Source organism: Stenotrophomonas sp. YJH_SMC_21, assembly GCF_059369555.1.
This window is the reverse complement of the sequence record NZ_JCAFSU010000005.1, coordinates 55,698-74,728: the sequence shown is the minus strand read 5'-3', so window position 1 is coordinate 74,728 and position 19,031 is coordinate 55,698. Positions and strand designations below refer to the sequence as shown.

The 19,031-nt window shown below is 64.7% G+C and carries 15 protein-coding genes; 7 read left to right on the top strand and 8 right to left on the bottom strand.

Going from position 1 to position 19,031, the window contains the following annotated elements; translation table 11 throughout:
* Positions 1-39: 39 nt before the first annotated feature.
* From AC5P67_RS09365 to AC5P67_RS09350, 4 genes are all read left to right on the top strand, one after another.
* Positions 40-1,098 carry an ABC transporter substrate-binding protein gene (locus tag AC5P67_RS09365; RefSeq protein ID WP_099480643.1) on the top strand — a complete coding sequence of 353 codons (1,059 nt, stop codon included), beginning with the start codon at positions 40-42 and terminating at the stop codon, positions 1,096-1,098.
* A 14-nt stretch (positions 1,099-1,112) separates the two neighbouring features.
* Complete coding sequence (locus AC5P67_RS09360) at positions 1,113-1,946, top strand: ABC transporter ATP-binding protein (protein ID WP_495214610.1); 834 nt, start codon at positions 1,113-1,115, stop codon at positions 1,944-1,946.
* Positions 1,930-2,706, top strand: a complete 777-nt coding sequence (locus AC5P67_RS09355; RefSeq protein ID WP_005409726.1) for an ABC transporter permease — start codon at positions 1,930-1,932, stop codon at positions 2,704-2,706. The genes AC5P67_RS09360 and AC5P67_RS09355 overlap by 17 nt, the downstream gene beginning before the upstream one ends.
* A 134-nt stretch (positions 2,707-2,840) precedes the next feature.
* A complete protein-coding gene (locus AC5P67_RS09350) occupies positions 2,841-4,280 on the top strand; it encodes an OprO/OprP family phosphate-selective porin (protein ID WP_495214609.1) in 1,440 nt (479 codons plus the stop codon).
* Between the two features lie 25 nt (positions 4,281-4,305).
* On the opposite strand, the gene AC5P67_RS09345 is transcribed toward AC5P67_RS09350, so the two are convergent.
* Positions 4,306-5,583 carry an arsenic transporter gene (locus AC5P67_RS09345; protein WP_425524944.1) on the bottom strand — a complete coding sequence of 426 codons (1,278 nt, stop codon included), beginning with the start codon at positions 5,581-5,583 and terminating at the stop codon, positions 4,306-4,308.
* 162 nt (positions 5,584-5,745) lie between these two features.
* Positions 5,746-8,322, bottom strand: coding sequence for a glycoside hydrolase family 3 protein (locus AC5P67_RS09340; RefSeq protein WP_099470585.1), 2,577 nt, complete (start codon positions 8,320-8,322; stop codon positions 5,746-5,748).
* Positions 8,323-8,517: 195 nt separating this feature from the next.
* On the opposite strand from AC5P67_RS09340, the gene AC5P67_RS09335 reads away from it, so the two are divergent.
* A complete protein-coding gene (locus AC5P67_RS09335) occupies positions 8,518-9,585 on the top strand; it encodes a LacI family DNA-binding transcriptional regulator (RefSeq protein WP_232092412.1) in 1,068 nt (355 codons plus the stop codon).
* Positions 9,586-9,651: 66 nt separating this feature from the next.
* Here the strand turns inward: AC5P67_RS09335 and AC5P67_RS09330 are convergent, their stop codons facing one another.
* The 3 genes from AC5P67_RS09330 to AC5P67_RS09320 form a co-directional block, all read right to left on the bottom strand.
* Complete coding sequence (locus tag AC5P67_RS09330) at positions 9,652-11,214, bottom strand: MFS transporter (protein ID WP_495214607.1); 1,563 nt, start codon at positions 11,212-11,214, stop codon at positions 9,652-9,654.
* Positions 11,215-11,225: 11 nt separating this feature from the next.
* The gene (locus tag AC5P67_RS09325; protein ID WP_088429787.1) at positions 11,226-13,892 is read right to left on the bottom strand and encodes a TonB-dependent receptor; all 2,667 of its coding nucleotides are present in this window, start codon (positions 13,890-13,892) and stop codon (positions 11,226-11,228) included.
* Positions 13,893-13,984: 92 nt separating this feature from the next.
* On the bottom strand, positions 13,985-14,167 hold the full coding sequence (locus AC5P67_RS09320) for a hypothetical protein (RefSeq protein ID WP_138969981.1): 183 nt from the start codon (positions 14,165-14,167) through the stop codon (positions 13,985-13,987).
* 145 nt (positions 14,168-14,312) lie between these two features.
* On the opposite strand from AC5P67_RS09320, the gene AC5P67_RS09315 reads away from it, so the two are divergent.
* A complete protein-coding gene (locus tag AC5P67_RS09315) occupies positions 14,313-15,512 on the top strand; it encodes a serine hydrolase domain-containing protein (RefSeq protein ID WP_181453520.1) in 1,200 nt (399 codons plus the stop codon).
* Between the two features lie 84 nt (positions 15,513-15,596).
* On the opposite strand, the gene AC5P67_RS09310 is transcribed toward AC5P67_RS09315, so the two are convergent.
* A complete protein-coding gene (locus AC5P67_RS09310; RefSeq protein ID WP_197588817.1) occupies positions 15,597-16,196 on the bottom strand; it encodes a fasciclin domain-containing protein in 600 nt (199 codons plus the stop codon).
* Between the two features lie 49 nt (positions 16,197-16,245).
* Positions 16,246-16,659: a winged helix-turn-helix transcriptional regulator gene (locus AC5P67_RS09305; protein WP_024956822.1), complete on the bottom strand. Its 414-nt coding sequence runs from the start codon at positions 16,657-16,659 to the stop codon at positions 16,246-16,248.
* Positions 16,660-16,754: 95 nt separating this feature from the next.
* Between AC5P67_RS09305 and AC5P67_RS09300 the strand changes: the two genes are divergently transcribed.
* Positions 16,755-17,684 carry an aromatic alcohol reductase gene (locus AC5P67_RS09300; protein WP_032963456.1) on the top strand — a complete coding sequence of 310 codons (930 nt, stop codon included), beginning with the start codon at positions 16,755-16,757 and terminating at the stop codon, positions 17,682-17,684.
* Positions 17,685-17,726: 42 nt separating this feature from the next.
* Here AC5P67_RS09300 and AC5P67_RS09295 read toward each other — a convergent pair whose 3' ends face one another.
* Positions 17,727-18,980, bottom strand: a complete 1,254-nt coding sequence (locus tag AC5P67_RS09295; protein WP_060380056.1) for a carbohydrate porin — start codon at positions 18,978-18,980, stop codon at positions 17,727-17,729.
* Between the last annotated feature and the right edge of the window lie 51 nt (positions 18,981-19,031).

Here is a 19,031-nt window from a genome sequence, read left to right as displayed (position 1 = left end):
TGCCATTACAACGTAGATGCTTCACTCCTGGGAGGGATGATGTACAAGCAGTTCTTCATGGCCGCGCTGTGCGCGGCCGGTCTGGCCGCGGCCGGTTGCAGCAACAGCGGGCGCCCCGATGGCGCATCCACCGGCACCGGTGACGATGCACCCGTGCGCATCAGCGTCGGCTCCTACAACCTCAACAACCTTCCGTTCTTCATTGCCGACGCCAAGGGCTACTTCAAGGACGTCGGCCTGGATGTAAAAACCGAGAACTTCGCCCAGGGTGGCTCGAAGGTGCTGCAGGCCCTGGTGGCGAATTCCACCGACGTGGCGGTCGGTTTCTACGACCACACCATCCAGATGCAGGCCAAGGGCAAGGACGTGGTGGCCTTTGTTCTGCTCTCGCGCAATTCCGGCCTGGTGATGGCGGGGCGCGAAGATGCCACGTTTGATCCTGCGCGACCGGAGTCCATCAAGGGCCAGAAGGTCGGCATCACGGCCCCAGGCTCCTCGTCCGACTTCTTCGTCCGCCACTTCCTGGCGCAGCACGATATTCCGGCCGACAGCATTTCGCTGATCGGCGTCGGCTCCGGCGCTGCTGCCGTCGCCGCGCTCGAGCAGGGCAAGATCGACCTGCTGGTCAACTACGATCCGGCCGCGACCCTGATCACCGAGCGCAAGGTCGGGAAGATCATCCTCGACGCGCGCAGCGACGAAGGCGCCCGCCAGGTCTATGGCGGGCTGTACCCGACCTCGGTGATGTATGCCAACCAGAGCTTCCTGGACAAGCGCCCCGAAGCGGCCGAGAAGATCGCCCGTGCCGAGCAGATGGCGTTGAAGTTCATCGCCGACAACAGTGCCGAGGAGATCGTTGCCGCGCTGCCGGACAGCTACGTCTCCGGCGACCGCGCCACCTATGCCCGCGCGGTGGAGAACGCGCGCGCGATCTTCACCCGCGATGGACGCTTCACGCCGGCCGACCTGGAGACGCCGTTGAAGGTGCTGCGTGAGTTCAATACCGATGTGGCCAAGGCCAACGTCGATCTGTCCAGGACCTACACCAATGCCTTCGTCGAACGTGCCAACGCTGCGGCGCCGGCTGCCCAACCGTAAGCGGAGGTAACCCCATGGCCCTCAATGCCACCGTGCGCCAACTCAACGGCGCGCCGCAGCTGGAGCCTGCACAGACCATGGTCGCCATCAACAAGGTGACCATGTCCTTCGGCGAGTTCACCGCCGTTCGCGATGTCGACATCCAGGTGGGTGACGGCGAGTTCCTCGCCATCGTCGGGCCCACCGGCTGCGGCAAGAGCACCATCCTCAATTCCGTGGCGGGCCTGCTGAAGTCATCCTCGGGCGACGTGGCCATCGATGGCCGCACGGTCAGCGGCGTGCAGGAGTCGGTCGGCTACCTGTTCCAGCAGGACGCCCTGCTGCCGTGGAAGACAGCTTTCCAGAACGTCGAGCTGGGCCTGCGCTTCCGCGGCGTGCCCGAAGCCGAACGCAAGGCCAAAGCCAACGCGTGGCTGGCCAAGGTCGGCCTGGCCGGTTTCGAGCATCGCTATCCGCACCAGTTGTCCGGTGGCCAGCGCAAGCGTGTGCAGATGGCGCAGGCGCTGATCGTCGAGCCGAAGGTGATCCTGATGGACGAGCCGTTCTCGGCGCTGGACATCCACACCCGCCACCTGATGCAGAACGAGCTGCTGCGCCTGTGGCAGGAGGATCGCCGCTCGGTGATCCTGATTACCCATGACCTGGAAGAAGCAATCGCGCTGGGTGACCGCGTGGTGGTGCTGTCCTCCGGCCCGGCGAGCCGCGTGGTGCGCAGTTTCGACGTGGATCTGGAACGGCCGCGCAATGTGGCCGAGATCAAGCTGGATGACCGTTTCACCGACCTGTACCGCGACATCTGGGCCTGCCTGCGCGGCGAAGTGGAGAAGAGCTATGCACGCCAAGACTGACAAGTTCATCCAGCTCGCGCTGGTAGTCGCCGTGTTCGGTGGCTGGGAAGGTGGCATCGCGCTCGGCGTGATCGATCCGTTCTTCTTCCCCTCGCCAACTGCCATCGTGCAGCAGGCCTGGACCTGGTTGTCCGATACCTCGTTCTACCAGCATGTCTACATCACCCTTACTGAAACCGCGCTGGGCTACATCATCGGCACCGGCCTGGGCGTGGCTGGCGGTGTCTGGCTGGGCCTGAGCCGCCGTTCGGCGCGCATCCTCGATCCCTTCATCAAAGGCTTCAACGCGATTCCGCGCGTAGTGCTGGCGCCGATTTTCGTGTTGTGGCTGGGGCTGGGCCTGTGGTCGAAGGTGGCGCTGGCGGTCACGCTGGTGTTCTTCACCACGTTCTTCAACGCCATGCAGGGCGTGCGCGAGGTGAACCCGGTGGTGCTGGCCAATGCCCGCATCCTGGGCGCAAGCCGCAGCGACCTGCTGCGCCATGTCTACTTCCCGGCAGCGGCCAGCTGGATCCTGTCCTCGCTGCGCACCTCGGTCGGCTTTGCCGTGGTCGGCGCGATCATCGGCGAGTACCTCGGCGCTTCGGCGGGCCTGGGTTACCTGATCGCGCAGGCCGAGGGCAACTTCAATGCCGTGGGTGTGTTCGCCGGCATCATCATCCTGGCCGCCTTCGTGCTGGTCATCGACGCCCTGCTGGACGTGGTCGAGAACAAGCTGATCACCTGGCGTCCCAACGCCCAGGCACAGGCCACCAGCTGACCGGGCCGGGCTGAGCCCGCCTGCCGCGCCGCCGGTCCGATCCGGCGGCGCGAGCTTCCTCCCCCGATCTTCCCCCGCACCACCGCAACAGGCCAGCGCCGGGCCAGGGGGCCGGCTGGCCGGAGAGAGAGTCCATGAACCCTTCCACCGTGCTGCCGCTGGCAGCGCTGCCGGTCGCGCTCGGCCTGCTGTTGGCCAGTGGCCACGCCGACGCCCAGTCTGTTTCATCCCCGCCCGCGCCATTGAGCCAGGCCGAGCTGTCACGCCTGGTGCAGCAGCAGGCGCTGCAGATCCAGCAATTGGAAGCACGCCTCCGCGCCGTCGAGGGCGGGCAGGGCACCGCGGCCGCACTATCCGCGCCGCCCGCGCCCGCACCCGCGCTGGAAACGCGGGTGGCCGCACTGGAATCCGGCCAGTCCAGGCAGCCCAAGGTCTCCTGGGCCAAGGGCGCACCCGAGTTCAGCAGCGCCGACGGCACGACGGTGTTCCGTCCCCGCGGCCGCCTGTTCGTCGATGCCTCCAGTACGGACGGTTCGGCGGTCGGTGATCGCAACGTTTCGGGCACCGAGGTCCGTTCGGTGCGCCTGGGGGCCGAGGGACGCTACGGCACACTGGGCTGGGTGGTGGAGGGTGACTTCGCCGACAACGCGGTGGCCTGGAAGTCGGTCTACGCCACGCTGGACCACACCCTGTTCGGCCTGCCAGCCGATCTCACGATGGGCAACCGCTTGAACGATCGCGGTATCGATGGCTCCAGCAGCACCTCCAACACGCCGTTCCAGGAACGCAACGTGGTCGGCACATTGATGCTGCCGCAGCGCGGCCTGTTCGGTGTCGGGCTGACCGAGCGGGTGTACGGAAAGGGCTGGCACGCCAGCCTGTCGGTGGCCGGCAACGATCTCAACAACGCCGGCACCGACAACGACAGCCAGACCTGGGCCACGCGCGTGCACTGGAATCCGCTGGACACCGCTGGTGCCACGTTGCATCTGGGCGCATGGGCGTTCCACGAGAAGATTCCCGCCGGGGCCAGCGGCGTGGTGCGCAGTTCGGCCATCGCGGGGCATTTCAACGATCTGGTCAGGATCACGCCGGGCACACTGCTGGGCGCCGAGCGCAGCACCGCCTACGGCGCCGAACTGGCCGGCTTCTTCGGCCCGGCGTGGGCAACGGGCGAGTGGGGTACGCGAAGCCTGCGCGGGGCCGATGCCGGCGGTCGCTACGATCGCGACCACGCGGCGTGGGCGATTTCTGCCGGCTGGTTCCTGGCGGGGGCGCTGCCGTCGTACTCGGGCAAGGCCGGTACCTGGGGGAAGGTGAAGGTCGCCGATCCGGTGACGCGCGGCGGCGGCGGTGCCTGGGAGCTGAAGGGCCGCTATGAAGACGTGGACTATGCCGAGCTGCCCAGTGGCGGTACCGGTAACGCGTGGACCCTGGGCGCGAACTGGTACCTCAACGATTTCAGTCGCGTGATGTTCGAAGCCGTGCGCTGGCAGACCCGTCACCGCAGCGGCAGTGCAATGGGCAGGGATGAAGGCACCACCTTCAATACCCGCCTGCAGCTGGTCTTCTAGGGCAGGGGCGCCGCCTGCACTCTGGTCACAGCAGCAACAACGCTGCGATGAGTGCAGGTGCCATCACCAGCGCGCCGACGCGCAGGAAGTCGAGCGCGCTGACATGCTCGCCTTCGCGACGCAACGCCATCAGCCACAGCATCGTGGCCAACGAGCCGGTCACCGACAGGTTCGGGCCCAGATCCACGCCGACCAGCAATGCGGCACGGGTCTGCGCCGGCAGGTCCGCCATCTGCCCCAACGAACCAGCCGCCAGGCCGACCGGCAGATTGTTGGCCACGTTGCTCAGCAGTGCAGCGGCGCCGCCGGCCAGCCAGCTGGCCTGGTGCGGCGACGTTTTCGCCAGTGCCTGCAGCGCGCTGGCCGAACTCTGGATGACACCGGTCTGCGCTACCGCTTCCACCAGCACGAACAGCCCCGCCACCAGCGGCAGCACCCCCCAGGATACGTGGCGCAGCAGCGGCAGCGGGCTGCGTCGCTGGCGGATCGCCACTGCCACCACGCTCAGCGTGCCCGCGCAGAAGGTGGTCAGGCCCAGCGGCCCGTTCAAGGCGGACGTAACCAGCAGCACCGTGCCGGTGAACAGCACACCCAGCGCACTCAGGCGCCCACCCTCGGTCAACGGGCGATGCGCCGGCGCGGCCACCAGCGGCTGGGCGATCTCGCGCCGATGCACCCAGCGCAGGACCAGATAGGTGGCACCGATCGCCGCCGCCGACGGCAGCGCGAACTGCGCCAGCCACTGCAGCAGCGGCGGCATGTGCTGGCCGTACACCACGAGATTGGCCGGGTTGGAGATGGGCAACACGAAGCTGGCCGCGTTGGCGATGAAGGCACAGACGAACAGGTAGGGCAGGGGATTGGCCCGGGCCGCCTTGCAGGCCGCGTAGACCGCCGGCGTCAGCACCACGGCCGTTGCATCGTTGGACAGGAATACCGTCACCAGCGTGCCGACCAGGAACACCAGGTCGAACAGGCGCCGCCCCGATCCGCCCGCGTGCCGCACCGCGTACAACGCCAGCCAGTCGAACAGCCCTTCGCGGCGTGCGAGCTCGGCCAGCACCATCATGCCGACCAGGAACAGGTAGACGTCGCGGCCTTCGGCGACTGCGTGCCAGGTAGTGCCGAACGACACAGTGCCGCTGAGCGGAAGCAGCGCGGCCGCACCGAGCGCCCACACATACTCCGGAATGCGGAACGGACGGAACAGCAGGCCGACAGTGGCAACGGCCACCGCCATCCAGATGATGAGGGAAGAATGGGAAGCGAGCATGGGGTAGGGGGCGTGCGCGGTGCCGTCCATCGACCGCGTCGCCGGTTCTCCGGCGCATGTGATCGGCGTGCAGGCGCCCGCTGCGATCAGTGCAAGTGCCGGGGTTGCGGCATCATACCGTGCCGGCTGCCCAGCAAAGGCCCTGACGCGGCACGTTACGTGACGGCCGCACCAGGGCATTCAACACCGCGCCTACTGCGACGCACACTCCACCTTGCGATCGAACTCGGTGCCCAGTACGACCGAGGTGATCGCAAGCGTTGTGCCCTTTCCGGCGCGCAGCGCAAACGGCACGTTCAAGCGGCTCATGTCCGCCCCGGCCTTGGCCAGGCACTTGAGGGGAACGCCCAGCCTGACCCACTCATTGCGCGGCGCCACCGACAGCGCAGGGCCCAGCGCAACCTCGGCAGCACAGGCCGCCCCGCAGGCGGTACCGAGTGTCACTGCGGCTTCTGCCGGGAGCTGTTCGACACGCACGGTTGCTACCACGGACAGCTCGCCGTTGGTCTCGCGCGACCAGTCCAGCGGAGTATTGGCCTGCAACGCCACCGTGGCCGGCGCCCGGAAACTGAACCGGCGTGCGCCCTCCTGCACATCGGTGTTGATTGCGACCATCGCCAGTGACTGGTCGGCAGTCGTTGCATTGGGATGCACGACATCGGTCGATTCGCCATTGGCGGCAGTCAGGCGAAGCATCAGCCCAGTGCCGGCCACACCACGATCGAACAGAGTACCGCTACCGGCGGCGTCCGGATCAATGCCCGGGTCCTCGGAAAGCGCAGGCAGATTTCCCTTGTCGGCATAGGTCAGGCCGTATCCGAAGGCGAACTGCGGGTCGTAGTCCTTCTGCCCCACGTTGTTCTGGTACTGGTTGGCGCGGCGTGGCCAGGAGTAGCTCAGCTTTCCGCGGAAGTCGTGTTGCACGCGCCCATCGGCCCCACGCAGCAGCACATCGGCCACGCCCCCACCTTCCGATCCCGGCAGCCACGCGGCCAAGAAGGCATCGGCTGCGTTGATTTCGCGGTTCAGCCACAACGGGCGCCCGCTCAGGAACACCCCCACGACCGGAATGCCGTCTGCCTTCAGGCGTCGCATCAGCTCCAGGTCTCCGGACTTGCCGTTCTTGAACATCAGGTTGGGCAAGTCGCCCTGGAACTCGGCATACGGATCTTCGCCGAACACCACGATGGCCACATCGGGCCGGCTGCGATAACGGCCATCGACCGCCAGTTCGGCCTGGCCGCCGCCCGACCTGACCTGTGCCTCCAGGCCTTCCCAGATCGTTTCAGCATTCGGGAAGTCCTCCCGACGCGTGCCATCGCCCTGCCAGCTGAGCGTCCAGCCGCCCGCCTGACGGCTCATGTCGTTCGCGGCATCGCCCGCAACCAGCACCCGTTGTTTCGGCGGGAGTGGCAGCAGCTGGTTCTGGTTCTTGAGCAGCACCAGCGATTCACGCACGGCCTGCCGCGCCACCTGGCGATGCGCCGGCGCCCCGAGCAGCTCGAATCTGCCGCCCAATGCGCGCTCGGACGGCTTGGGTTTGTCGAACAGGCCCATGCGCATCTTCGCCCGCAGAATGCGGCGGACGGCATCGTCCAGCCGCGCCTCCGGCAGGCTGCCGTCCTTCACGTGGGCCAGCGTGCTTTCATACATCCCCTTCCAGCTGTCCGGTGCCATCGCCATGTCCAGGCCCGCCACGTAGGTCCTGGCGCAGTCGGTGTTGCTGCAGCCCTTGATCTGGCCATGGCCGTTCCAGTCACCGACCACGAAGCCGCCGAAGCCCATCCGGCCCTTCAGCACATCGGTCAACAACGGCTTGTGCCCATGCATCTTCTCGCCATGGAAGCTGTTGAAGGACGCCATCACCGACTGCGCGCCCGCATTGATCGCCGGCAGGTATCCGGCGGCATGGATGTCGCGCAGTTCTGCCTCGCTGACCGTGGTGTTGCCCTGGTCCTTGCCGTTGCCCGTGCCGCCATCGCCGAGAAAATGCTTGACCGTGGTCATCACGTGGTGGTCGTCGAGGAAGTCAGCAGCCCCCGCCTTGCCCTGCAGGCCTTCGACGAATGCCCCTGCATAGCTGGCCACCAATGCCGGATCTTCCGAGTAGCCTTCGTACGTGCGCCCCCAGCGGTCGTCCTGCGGAACGGCCACGGTCGGCGCGAAGGTCCATTCCATGCCGGTCACACGGGTTTCGGCAGCGGTGATCCTTGCGATCTCGCGCAGCAGTTCCGGGTTGCGCGCTGCGCCCAGGCCGATGTTGTGCGGGAACAGAGTGGCACCCACCACATTGCTCTGGCCATGCATCGCATCAATGCCCCAGACGATGGGAATGGCCTTGCCACCGTTGCGCGTGTCCATCGAGGCTTCCCAGAACGCGTCGGCCAGTGCAAGCCATTCGGCGGGTTTTGCGTTGTAGCGGCCACCTGGGTCGGATGCGCCGCCCGCCAGTATTGAACCCAATCGATATCTGCGCACGTCGTCGGGCGTGATGCTGGCGATATCGCCCTGTACGATCTGGCCGACCTTTTCTTCCAGCGTCATTGATGCGATCAGCGCGTCGATGCGTCGTTCCATGGCCGGATCGTTGGCCAGCGGCCAGGTTGCCTTGGGCCAGTGCGCGGGAGTGATGGTACCTGCGTCGTTCACCGGGGCAGGGGCCGCACCGGTCGCAGGCACCAGCGCCATGGCAAGCGATGCAGCCAGCATCAGGCGGTGTGGACGTAAAACGGGGTTGCGCTTCGCACGATCGGAATGACGGACGTTCATCGGAACAATCATCTCGGAAGGGTGGCTTGGATGGGCTCGGCGACCAGAAAGCAACCTGACAGCGTTGTCAGTCGAAGTCGAGCATACCCAGCCCGTGGAACGAATGCTTGCTGCACAGCGGCATGGGTTTTGAGGATAAAGTTGCATCTGCATCCACATCCCGTGGTGCAGGATTTCGGTAGAGATGGTGAGGCTATGACGGGCAGAGGGCGGGGGATGCCGGGACCTGAGCAGGTGCTCGCAGGCAGGCCGGGACGCGTGCGGATCGAGGATGTCGCGGCAACGGCCGGGGTCTCGATGAAGACCGTCTCGCGGGTGCTCAACAACGAGCCGAACGTCTCCAAGAGCACCCGCGCCCGGGTGGACGCGGCAGTGGAAAAGCTGCGTTACCGCCCCTTGCCCTCGGCACGGGTCCTCGCCGGCCGGCGTTCCTACCTGATCGCGATGCTCTTCGATAATCCGTCCTCGAACTATCTGATGGAGATCGAGATGGGGGTGCTGGATGCCTGCATGGAACAGCACTACAACCTGATGCTCGCTCCGCTGATCTACGACGCGGCCGATATCGTGGAAAAGGTCGAGTCATTGATCATGCAGTCGCAGCTCGACGGCGTGGTGCTGACGCCGCCCCTGACCGACGACACGGCCCTGCTGGAACGCCTGGTCGACCTGGGCATTCCGTACTCCAGCATTTCGGCGAAGGAACAGAACCGGAACGTGGGCGTCGTCGTGGATGAAATCGGCGCGGTGGTGGCGCTGATCGCACACCTGGCCTCGCTGGGCCATACCCGCATCGCCCATATCAAGGGACACGCCGCGCATGGCGCAAGCATGTGGCGCCTGGCAGGCTATCGCGAAGGCCTGCGCAGGGCAGGCCTGCGCTACGACCCCAGCCTGGTGCTGGAAGGTGAGTTCTCATACGAATCCGGCTACATCGGCGCCAACGCACTGCTTGATCGGCCTGATCGGCCGACTGCCATCTTCGCTGCCAACGACGATATGGCGGCCGGGGTCATCTGCGCGGTGTTCGAGCACGGCCTTTCGGTGCCGGGCGACATCTCGGTCTGTGGTTTCGATGACACGCCGATCGCCCGCCAGATCTATCCGGCGTTGACCACGGTCTGCCAGCCCACCCGAGAGATGGGCCGGCGGGCGGCCATGGAGCTGATCAAGGAAGTGCGCGAGCTCGGCAGCGGTGGCGTGGTCGATATTGACTACGCCCTGCAGGTCCGGCGATCCACAGGGCCGGTCCGTCACGATTGAACGCGGTCCAACGGCCTGCCGGCGCGATCGGGACGCCGCGCTGGCAGGGCAGGGGCGCGGTTCAGCTCAGTGGCCCGCTTCGGTTGCCAATCGCTCCAGATCAACACCCTGGCGACGAAGTGTACGGCCGGCCGCCCAGGCGTAGAACGCCAGATAACAGAAACACAGCACGCCAATGATGAAGCTGTAGTGCACGCCGACCTTGTCGGCAAGCGCACCCTGCGCCCAACTGACGATGCCGCCGCCCATGATCATCATGATCAGCAGGCTGCTTGCCTGGTTGGTATGGCGGCCCAGGCCGCTGATGGCCAGGGTAAAGATGCAGGGCCACATCGTGCTGCAGAACAGCCCGACACTGATGAAGGCGATCACACTGGTCATGCCGGTGGTGAACATGCCGACCAGCTGCGCCGCAATGCCACACACGGCAAAGTACAGCAGCATGCGCGATGGACTGCCCTTGCTGGCCAGGGTGGCGATGATCATCAGGACGATCACCGGCGCGTAGTGCAGGAACTGTGCGGAGTCGTGGCCAGAGATCGCGTTGACGGCAAGGTAGATGGCGAATGCAATGAACGGCAACACCAGCATCAACAGCTTCCGGGTGCCTGCGCGCACATCGAACGCGCCTGCGGCACCACCCCAGCGGCCGATCATCAGGCTGGCCCAGTACAACGACACGAACGGGGCGATCACCGAGGTTTCCAGCCCCAGTCCACCCTTGCTCAAAGGCTGTTCAAGGTAGGCTGGAAGATTGTCGATGGTCGATACCTCCACGCCGACGTAGAGGAAGATCGCGATCATGCCCATGACCAGCTGCGGGTAAGCGAGCGCAGATCTGCGATCTGTCTGGTGATCTGCCCCGGTTGCACCTGCGGGGGCCGTCGCGGACAGCTCGACATGATTGGGCACGCTCGAGAGCCGCAGCAGCACGGCTACCAGTACGAAGGCGGCGCCCAGCACCAGGTATGGGATCTTTACGCTCTCGATGCTCGCCTCTGTGTTGCCCGCTGACACGCTGCCAAAGATGGCAATGCTCACCAGCAGTGGGCCTACCGTCGCGCCCAGGTTGTTGACACCGCCGGCCATGGTCAGGCGCTGCGATCCAGTGGCCGGATCACCCATGATCACCGCCAGCGTATTGGCTGCGATCTGCTGGAGCGAGAAGCCCAGGCCAACGATGAACAGGCCGGACAGCATCAGTGCAAACGAGCCGGTGTTGGCCGCGGGATAGAAGAGCAGGGCACCCAGTGCCGAGACCAGCAGGCCAAGGCAGATGCCGTTGCGGTAGCCCACCCTGTGCAGCAGGTCGCTGCCGATGGCGCGGGAGACGGCGATGTAGATCAGCGAACCGGCGGTGTAGGCAACGTAGAAAGCCATCGCCACGTACATGCTCTGCGCCTGGCTGAGATGGAACGCCTTCTTGAACACCGGAATGAGGATGCCGTTGCTTGCGGCAACGAAGCCCCAGAAGAAGAAGACGGTGATGAGTACACCGAACTGCGACCAGCGGGTTGTGTGTTTCATGATTCTCGTGTCATCGCGGGCAGGGCGACGCCCCGTGCGTTGTCGCAGAGGGCGGGAGGTGGTGATTGCGCACGGAGGGCCGGCGAAACCGGCCCTCTTCAAGGCTGCGTTGCTCAGAACTGGTAACGCAGGCGCAGGCCGTAGCTGCGCGGATCGTTCAGGAAGCGGACGTTGATGCCGGAACCCACCAGGGCCTTCTGCGAGACGTCGTTGCCCAGCAGATTGTTGCCCCAGGCTTCCACCCGCCAGTTGCCGCTCAGTGAGGTGAAGCCGATGCCCGCGTTCAAGGTGGTCTCGCCCTTCTGGCGGTCAGGGAAGCCGGCCGCAGCGGCACTTTCGGTACGGTCATGGACCAGTTCACCAGTGGCCGGATCCTGTCGGATGAACTCTACGTCCCGGTTGTTGTACTGGGTGAGATAGAAGGCCGAGCGGTACGAGGCCAGCAACTGCCAGTCGAAGGTGCCAAAGCGCAGCTCGGTCGTATGCTGCAGGCGCACGTTGAAGGTGAGCTTCGAGGCCAGCGGCAGTTCATTGCCGGACAGGTCGATCAACGAAGTGGCGCCACCGGCGTCGTAGTTCTGGCTGCGGACATCGGCGACGGTGCCGCGCTTGATCTCACTGTCCATCCAGAGTGCATTGATGTTGACCATGAAGTTGTGCGGGAGTCGCAAGGTGCTTTCCGCCTCCAGGCCGTACACAGCGGACTTGCCGACGTTGCGGTTGACCAGCGCATAGCCGGTGGCTTCACCGGTGGTCGGGTTGGTGGCGATCACCGCCAGGTCCTGGAACACCTGGTCGCTGTAGTCGTAATAGAACCCGCTGACGTTGAAGGTCGAGGTGCGACCCAGCATCTGGAAGGAGTTCTTGCTGCCGATTTCGTAGGCAATGATCGATTCGGGCTTGAAGGTCTCGGGAATCTCCTTCGGATCAAACGTGTCGTTGAAGCCGCCCGCCTTGTGGCCGGTCGACACCAGGCCGTACAGCAGGCTGTCGTCGCTCACGTCGTACTCGAAACCCGCGCGCCAGTCGGTAAAGCTGAACTTGCTCTTGCCGAACTGCTGGGCCGGAATCGCGCTGACCTGGGCCCAGCTCTGGTACGGGCAATCGACGGTATCGCCACCGATGTCGGGACGGTCCACGCAGCCGAATGGGCCGCCATCGGGCACCGCGCCGATCTGCTGCAGCAAGGTGTCGTTGCGACCGTGTCGCAGCACGCCCTGCAGCAGGAAGCGGGCCATCTCCGCCTGCGAGGTGATGTTGCTGACATCAAAGTTCGGACGGCTCATGAACGCGGGCTCGAAGCCGGGCGTGCCGAGGCGCGTGGCAAAGTCCCCGCCCTGGCCAGGCAGGCCCAGCGACCAGTTGCCGCCGATGCCGTAACGCGACTTCTTCTCCTCGGAGTAGCGCAGGCCGCCCTTCAGGCGCAGGCGATCGTTGACGTCGAACGTGCCATCGGCGAACACGGCGGAAGACTTGCCATTGACCTTGGGCATGGTGAATTCAGTGCCCGAGTACCAGCGCCCTTTGTCCACCAGCGAAAGGTAGCCCACCCGCTGGTCCTCGTTGAAGTGGAACAGGCCGGTGGTCCAGCGCAGCCGCTCGTCCTGGTCGGACGTGAACCGCAGCTCATGTACCTGCGACTCCGACTCGGTCAGCCAGTACTGGGTGGAGTAGTTGTCGTAATCGATGCCACCGGGGTTGCTGGGCGATACCGGATCGATGTTGCGGCCCGGCCAGAGGATGCCTTCGCTCTGCGCATTGGTCTGGCGGTAGTCCACGTTGCGGTAGCTGCCGTTGTACTCCACCGCCACCTTGCCGAAGTCGTAGGAAATGCTGGTCTGCGCCCCCCAGTTGGTGCTGTCGAGCTTGCCCTGCGCGCCACGGTAGATGATCTTCCGCAGGTCGACATCGTCCGGCAGGTAGCCGGCCCTGGCGGCGGTGTAGACGTTGGCGCCGGGATAGCCCGTGCCGCCTTCCTTGCCGATGTCGGCCATGGCGAAGATCGACAGCTTGTCATCCGGCTGGTAGAGGAACGACAGTCGAGCGCCCCGGTCGTCCTGCACGCCAGCCGGTTCCAGGTCCTGCGCGCGCCCCGCATTCTTGAACGGAGAGTCCTTCTCCACCTTGTAGCCAGCCACGCGGAAGGCCGCGCCACCACCGATCGGGAGATTCAGGGCGAACTCGCCACCGCGATGGTCACGATTGCCGGCCTCGGCCTGAACATACCCACCGAACGCTTCCAGGTCGGGGCGCTTGGTGATGATGTTCAGCGTGCCGGCCAGCGCATTGCGGCCGCGCAGCGTGCCCTGCGGGCCCTTGTTGATTTCCACCCGCTCGACATCGTAGAACATGCCGCCCAGACCGCGCGGTCGTGCAATGTAGGCCCCGTTGATGTGAGGCGCGGCGCCCGGATCACCCAGTTCGGTGTTGTTCGAAGAGCCCACGCCGCGGATGAAGATCTCCAGGTTGCCTTCCTGGTTGGCCATGCTCATACCCGGCACCAGGGCCTGGATGTTGCGCAGCTCATTGTTGATGCCCAGCGCACGCGTATCGTCCGCGGAGATTGCCTGGGCGGTACCTGCATATTTCTGCAGGTCCTGTTCCCGGCGTTCGACAGTGACGATGACGGCGTCCAGCGTTGAGGCCTCCCGTGCCTCGCTGGTGGCGGTCGAGCTGCTTTCCTTGACTGATTGCGCTGCGACCGGCAGCGCTGCAGTGGCGGTGACGATGGTGGCAAGTACTGCCTGTGCGAGTGTGCTCTTCCTGAAATGGCCGGTCATAGGGTCCCTCTCTCCCCATAAGTGATGTCTGGACGTTCCCGCGCCACGCGCCGGACGTGGGCTCTTCTTGTAAGCGCGGCCTGACAACGCTGTCAATCAGAATGAACGATGGATGACCAGAAGCTCGGGAAATCAGACAGTTGAGCGATCAGCAGTGCTGCCTGGCACGCCGCATTTGCTGCAATGCGAAACGAAATCGAGCGGCGTTGCGCCCTGCCTGCGACTGCAACGGCTGGATTGGAACCATCAGAAAGCGGATCGGCAGCAAGGGCCATCGGCTTCGCGTATCCGCTGGCGGGCTGCGGGGCCATGCAGGTGGCGTGGTGCTGATGCTGTCATGTGGCCGGGCATGACTTCAGGCACTCAGTCTTGACTACAGTTGTAGTCAATATGGGCAGGCATTCACCGGAAGAGATGCCCATGAAAACTGCACGATGGTTGTCCAGCTTCGCGGCCTTGATGCTGGCCCTCCCTGCACTGGCCAGCACGACCACCACGGCCGACGCCGTCGCGACGATCGAACGCAACGCCCGTGCCGCGCATTCCGACGCGGTGCTTGTCTGGAAGGATGGAAAAACACTGCTGGAGCCACAGCCAGAGACCGGCGAGGAGCCGGTTCACCTCATGTCGGCCACCAAGTCGGTGGTGGCACTGGCCATCATGCTACTGCTGGACGACGGAAAACTGGCCTCGGTCGACGAGCCGGTAAGCAACATCTTCGCGGAGTGGAAGCAGGGGCGGAAAAGGGACATCACGGTACGCATGCTGCTGGACCATACCTCTGGCCTGCAGAACGTGGCCAACGCGGGGGAAGAGCTGGAAGCTGCGCCGGACCTGGTCAAGCTCGCACTGGCGGCAGAGCTGAGCAGCGATCCAGGTACCACGTTCTCCTACAACAACAAGGCTACCAATCTGCTGCCCGGCATTGTCGAGCGTCTGGCAGGGGAACCGATGGATGCCTACCTTGAGAAGCGCCTGTTCAGACCGCTGGGCATTGCCCGATATACCTGGTTGAAGGACGGTGCGGGCACCCCCTTGGGCATGGCCGGATTGTCGCTGAGTGCCCGCGATCTGGCGAAGATCGGGCAGCTACTGCTTGATGGCGGCGTGACCCCGGCGGGTACGCGCATGCTGAGCGAGCGATCGGTGGCACTGCTGACTGGAGCAAGTGCCCGCTCCCCGGATGTTGGTCTTCTGTGGTGGCGCATTCCAGCATGGGAGCGTTATGAGCTGAAGGGCCAGATGGCCGGCTTCCTGGCGCAGCATGGGGTCAGCGCTCCGGTCCAGCAGGCATTGCTGGCCACCGGGGGCAGGGTATTCGACAGCAAGAGTGCATTGATTGCGTACGTGGCGGAGCGCCTTGGGGCGGACTGGCCGCAGCACTATGGCAGCGAGATCACCGGTCGTGGACTCAAGCTGTCCGACATGTTCGACATCCAGCGCGGCCCAACTGTTGCCTACGCCGCCAACGGTTACCTGGGCCAGCACCTGGTCATCGTTCCGCAACAGCAAGTGGTTGCCGTGCGCCTCATCCACCGACGCGACAGCCATCGCGCTCCACTGGATGACTACGCGACCTTCCCGGCGGATGTACTCACGCTGGCCCAGGCGCTTCAGTGAACGGAGGAGCCGGGCCTGCGCCCGGATCCTCGTCCACTGCTTCATGCTGCTGGCCGGAGTGGCAGGGTCTGGCAGGGCGCGCCACTACTTCGGCATCAGCACGGTATCGACAACGTGGATGACGCCATTGGATTGGTTGACGTCGGCGATGCTGATACCTGCTTTGCCGCCCTTGGCGTCGATCACCCACAACGTGCCGTCGTGAAGTGCCACGGTAAGCGGCTCGCCTTGCACTGTCTTCAGCGTGGCTTTTCCACCGTGCTTCCTGGCATCGGCCAGGAGCTGGGCGGAACTGAACCGTCCTGGGACCACGTGGTAGGTGAGGATCCGGGTGAGCTGCGCCTTGTTTTCAGGCTTTACCAGTGTATCGACCGTGCCTGCTGGAAGTTTGTTGAAGGCCGCATTGGTGGGCGCAAAGACGGTAAAGGGACCGGCGCCATTGAGGGTCTCGACCAGGCCTGCTGCCTTGACCGCTGCCACCAGAGTGGTGTGATCCTTGGAGTTCACGGCGTTTTCAACGATGGTCCTGGTCGGGTACATCTCGGCCCCGCCAACCATTACCGGAGCTGCGGCGAAGCTGGCGGAAGCGGCTGAGACGAGTAAGGCGAAGCTGACTGCGGCGGCGATGCGCTGAAGAGCGTTCACGGTGCGTTCCTCGATAGGATGCCCGCACAGCGCGGGCATCCTACATACGGCTGGCGGGAGCGCCTGGATGCACCGGATGCAGGCCGGGTCAGTCAGGGGGAGGGCCGTGATGCGTGTCGAAATTCTCCCTGCAGCGGCGGAATTCCTCGGCGTGTCCCACTACCCAGGTCCACATCGGGATCATAAGAACCAGCAGCTCCCTGCCCAGCGGAGTGATGGTGTACTCCACGCGCGGCGGAACCTCACGGAAATCCTGCCTATGGATCAGTCCGTCCCTTTCAAGCTGACGCAGGGTACGCGTCAGCATACGCTGCGTGACTCCTTTCATCCGCCGCGCCACATCGGCGTGACGCAGTGTTCCGTAGACCCCCAGGGCGTGAATGATGCCCAGCGACCAGCGGCTGCCGGCATGCGCGAGCACCTCGCGGCGCAGACCGTCGTCGTCCGCGCTCATGCCGTCGCATATCGATTGTGAATGTCGCAGAAGCTCATCGGTGCTCATGAACGGTGCGGTCGGTATCATCGGTGTGCCTTCTTACGTGGCAACTAGGGAGGGGCGCAGAATCGCCGCCATCGTACACACAGATGGTGGTTTCAATGTCTCCCCCGATTGTTTCCCGCTCAATCCTGGTGCTGGGTGCCGGCGAACTCGGAATGCCCGTCATCCGCAACCTGGCCCAGCTCGCGGTTGTGCATGACGCAACCATCAGCGTGATGCTGAGGCCTGCGTCGATTGAATCCACACTACCGGACAAGCGTACGGTCATTGACCAGATCCGCTCGCTGGGAGTGGCCCTCGTTCCTGGCGACCTGGTCACTGCCACGGTCGATGAGCTGGCTGATCTATTTTCCGGTTATGACACGGTCATCGGCTGCACCGGCTACGCCGCTGGCCGCGACACTCCCATGAAGGTAGCGCGCGCCGCCGTGAAGTCGGGCATTACCAGGTACTTCCCTTGGCAATTCGGGGTCGACTTTGACGCCATCGGACGCGGCGGGCCACAGGATCTTTTCGACGCCCAGCTGGATGTACGCGACTATCTCCGCTCACAGGCCGAAATGGACTGGGTGGTCATTTCCACCGGCATGTTCACCAGCTACCTCTTCGAGCCGGAGTTTGGCGTCATCGATCTTCCCGGCAGAAAGGTCAATGCACTTGGCACAGCCTCCAATGCGGTTACGCTGACCACACCAGAGGACATCGGTGCAATGACTGCACAGATCGTCTTCCACTCGCCCCCCCTTCGAAACGAGATCGTCTATCTTGCGGGAGACACGGTCCGTTATGAGCAGCTGCCCGCCATCCTTGAGGAAAAGTTCGGTGCTCCCTTCAAGCTGATCGTGTGGAGCGTTCCCCAGCTGATGGAGGAGCTTGCCAGTGACCCATCAAACATGATCAGGAAGTACCGTGCTGCCTTCGCCCAGGGCAGGGGCGTCTCCTGGAGCCTGGACGGGACGTTCAATGCCAGCATTGGCGTGAAACTGGAGGGTGTCGACGACTGGCTGAAAGCCCACTTCGAGACTTGATGAGCCGTTGAGCGGCAATCGCGTGGACGAAAACGGATTCTCCTACAGACTCCAATCGACCCGCAGGCCGGCGATCAGCGCATTCGGCAGGTCCCGCTGGCGTGCGGGTTCGTTGAACTGGTCCGGATGCACGATGTAGTGCAGGTTCGGCGCGACCCGAAGCTGGGGGGTGACCTGGATGCCATAGCTCAGCTCCATCATCACCTGGCTCCCGTGCGGGGTGCCGCTGCCGCCCGCTGCGGCACGGGCAAGGCGCAGGTTTTCCAGCGCGATGCTGCTGTACTTCTGCTGGGTCACGACGAAGGCGATGCTGTCCTGCGGTCGGCTGGCGAACGTACCTTTCTGCACCAGCCCGGCCTGAAGGAAGTGATCCTCGATCACCTGGCCGGAGGTGCCCTTGAGCGCGGCGCCGAAAAGGGTCAGGCCACGGCCGCTGCCATCGCTGCTGAGCTGCTGCTCGAAGCGGGCGAACGCACCGGAGCGACCATGACGTGTCGCGTACTCCTGGCCACTGAGCAGCGCCGGCGTGCCATTGGCATCGCGCAGCGGGTCGCGGTAGGTCGAGTTGTCCTGCCAGCCACCCAGTTCGTAGCGGGCCTTCAAGCGCGCCGACGCGGGGCTGCGCCAGCCGATCGTGTAGGGCACGATCCAGCCAGTGGCCTGGTTCGTGCTCCATTTCAGGCCGTGCTGGCCATCTTCGGCCTGGCTCGGGTCGACCTGGTACGCGCCCACGCGTACGTAGACATCCGGCGTCACCCATGCCGTGGCATCAGCCATCCAGCTCGATACAGGCCACCAGGTGAAGTTGCTGGTACGGAATACGTAGGTCGGGTTGCCGCAGGCCGAGTTGCCCTGGAAGTACTGGCACAACTCCGAACCTAGATGATGGATGTTGGCGACGCTGCGTCCCGCCTCAAGCACCAGCCGGTCGTCCAGCAGTTTCTGCTCCAGCGTCAGGTTGGCCAGGCGCGTGCCCTGGCCACCGAAGATTTCCTGCACCGAGGTGCTGTTGCCCGTGCTGCTGTTGGCGAGGTTGGTGCCATGACGATTGATGCCGTAGGCCTTGATCGTCGCGCCTCGCCAGCCAAACGCAGCGTCCAGGTCCACGTCGGCACCGAACATCAGTTGGCCGGCATAGGCCGTGCCGCTGCGCTTGCCCCCATCGAGCGTGGCGGCGGCCTCGCCGGTGTAGGCGAGCTTGGGAGTGAAGACGTCGCTCGCGTCTGCGGTGGCAGCCAGGGATGGCAGGGCAAGCGCGATCACCATCGGCAACACGTGTCGGGAAGAGCGGGTCATGGGCGAGGGTCCTTGTGCAGGGCGTAGGTCGCTGCGCCCCTGCGTGCGCAG